The 2,733-nt window shown below is 72.9% G+C and carries 3 protein-coding genes; 2 read left to right on the top strand and 1 reads right to left on the bottom strand.

The annotated features are described in order from the left end of the window. Window positions 1-180: GntR family transcriptional regulator (locus CCN72_RS34895; protein WP_143664307.1), on the bottom strand; the 180-nt coding region annotated here is incomplete at its 3' end. A 99-nt stretch (window positions 181-279) separates the two neighbouring features. Here CCN72_RS34895 and CCN72_RS34890 point away from each other — a divergent pair. Together CCN72_RS34890 and CCN72_RS34885 are read left to right on the top strand one after the other, a co-directional pair. Further along, window positions 280-1,068: an alpha/beta fold hydrolase gene (locus CCN72_RS34890; RefSeq protein WP_086812367.1), complete on the top strand. Its 789-nt coding sequence runs from the start codon at window positions 280-282 to the stop codon at window positions 1,066-1,068. Between the two features lie 98 nt (window positions 1,069-1,166). Beyond that, the coding region (locus CCN72_RS34885) for an MSCRAMM family adhesin (protein WP_425276200.1) at window positions 1,167-2,733 on the top strand (1,567 nt) is incomplete at its 3' end.

Here is a 2,733-nt window from a genome sequence, read left to right as displayed (position 1 = left end):
GACCTCCCCCACCACCAGCCCCCGGCGCACGAGTTCGGCGTACACGCGCCCCGCGGTGGAGGGCGCCAGGCCGTGCCGGCGGGCGAACGCCCTTTGCGGGGGCAGTTGTTGCCCCGCCCGCAGTCGTCCGCTCGCGATGTCGGCGGCTATTCGGTCGGCGATACGCCGGTAGTCGTTCACAGCTCCCCCTGATGCCTTGCGCTCTCGGCGCGGTCATGGATTGCACCGAGGGCAAAGATCTTATTGCACCGAGGAGTTGAGCCACTTAGGGTCACCCACATGCCCCCTTACCTGTCCTACACCGACAAAGGCCCCCAAACTTCTCACCGGGCTCCTCTCCTCCTTCTCCACGGCCACCCCTTCGACCGCACGATGTGGGACCCGCAGGTGGCGCGGTTCTCCGCCGAGCGCCGGGTGATCGCCCCGGATCTGCGCGGCTACGGCGCCTCCCCGGTGACCCCGGGTACCGTCCCGTTCGCCCGCCATGCCGACGATCTGGCCGAACTCCTGGACTTCCTGGGCGTGGACGCGTGCGTGCTCGCCGGGCTCTCGATGGGCGGCCAGCTCGCGATGGAGTGCTGGGAGCGCTTCGGCGACCGGATCCGGGGCCTGGTCCTCGCGGACACCTTCGCCACCCCGGAGACGCCCGAGGGGAAGCGGGACCGGCGGGCGATGGCGGACCGGCTGCTCGCCGAGGGCATGCGGGGGTACGCCGACGAGGTGCTGGAACGGATGGTCGCGCCGTACGCCGACGCCCGGGTGAAGGCCCATGTCCACGGCATGATGACGGCCACGCCGCCGCAGGGTGCCGCGGCGTCGCTGCGCGGCCGAGCCGAACGCCCGGACTACCGGCCCGTGTTGACCCGCGTATCGGTCCCCGCGCTGATCGTGGTCGGCGCCGACGACACCTACACGCCCGTCTCGGACGCCGAGTCCCTGGGCGCCGCGGTGCCGGACTCCGTCGTCGAGGTCATCGAGGGCGCGGCGCATCTGCCGAATCTGGAACGTCCCGAGGAGTTCAACCGCGCGCTGCACGCCTTCCTGCTGCGGGTGGACGGCACCGCGTAGGCACGGACGCGGACCGGGCACCGCATCCAGGGCCGCTAACCTTACGTGTCCGTCCTGGCCAGCGATTGACGGTGTCACCTCAGCGAAGGGTTGCACACATGGGCATTCTCACTCTCCTGCGTAACGCATTCGGCCGCTCACGCAAGCCCCGAGCCGCCGAGGCGGAGGGTGCGACGTCCCAACCGGAACCGACCACCCCGAAGGCGACCCCGCCGATCCCGGAACCCCGCGAGTCCCCGTCCCTCGAACAGGACACGGACACCCCGCCCACCGAGGAACACGACCTGGTGGCGGCCGCGTTCAACAAGGTCCGGGTACCGAGGCAGCCGGGAGAGCCCGGGGCCGAGGATGCGACCGAGACCGGGGTTGAGGGTGCGGCCGAGGAGGCGACCGACACCGGGGCCGAGGCCGGCGTTACAACTGAGGCCGAGGTCGAGGCTGACGGGGTGGCCAAGGCTGGGATTGCGGCTGACGCCGAGACCGAGGCTGACGGGGTGGCCGAGGCTGGGATTGCGGCTGACGCCGAGACCGAGGCTGACGGGGTGGCCGAGGCTGGGATTGCGGCTGACGCCGAGACCGAGGCTGACGGGGTGGCCAAGGCTGGGGTTGAGCGTGCGGCCGAGGACACCGGGGCGAAGGTAGGGGCCGAGCCCGAGGCGACGGTGGAGGCCGAGCCGGAGGCCAAGGCTGAGCCTGCCGTGGAAGCCGAGGCCGAGCCTGAGACGACGGTTTCGGCCGAGGCCGAGTCGGAAGCCGACGCCGAGAAGCAGACCGAGCCCACCGCGACGGCCGACGCCGAAGCCGAGACGGCCGTCGAGCCGCAGGCGGACGCCGAGGACGAGCCGGAGTCCGAGGTCGCGGCAGAGGCCGGCACCCCGGCTGAGGAGCAGGCCGAGCCCGACACCACGGTTGAGGCCACCGCCGAGCCGGACATCGAGCCGCAGACAGCCGCCGAGGCCGAAGCCGAGCCGACCGCCGCACGTGAGGCCGAGGCCGAGGTTGCGATAGCTGCTGAGGAGCAGCCCGAGGCCACCGTCGAGCCGCAGGCCGAGCCCGAGCCGACGGCCGAGCCCGAGGCGACGCTGGAGGCCGAAGCCGAGGCAGACGTCGAGCCGCGGGCGGAAGCTGAGGCAGCCGCCGAGGCCACCGTCGAGCCGACGGCCGCGACCGAGACGGACATCGAACCGCAGGCCACACCGGAGGCGGACGCTGAGGCAGCGGCAACCGACGCTGCCGTCAACGCGCCGGTCCAGACCGAGGAAAAGGCGGAAGCCGAGCCGACCGCCACGCCCGAGGCCGAGGTTCCGGTAGAAGCTGAGGAGCAGCCCGAGGCCACCGTCGAGCCGAAGGCCGAGCCCGAGGCAGCCGTCGAACCGGAGCCGGAAGCCGAGGCGGCCGCCGAGGACGACCTCGACGCGCCGGCCGAGCCCGGGGCGGACATCGAGGCGGGCCTCCAGCCGGAGGCTGTGGCCGAGGCGCAGCCCGAGACTGCGGAGCAGACGGAAGCGACCCCCGAGCCCACTTCCGAGGTGGAGCCGGCGGCGGAGGCCGAAGCGGCTCCGGAGCCGGTCGCCGACGAGACGCACGAGGCCGCCGTCGCACTCACCACACCCACGGACGAGGAGCCCTCCACCCCGTCGGCACCCGCCGCGGACGCGTCCGCGG

The sequence above is a fragment of the Streptomyces murinus genome, assembly GCF_002154555.1.
Lineage (GTDB): Bacteria > Actinomycetota > Actinomycetes > Streptomycetales > Streptomycetaceae > Streptomyces > Streptomyces murinus.
This window is presented reverse-complemented; position numbering and strand designations above follow the sequence as displayed.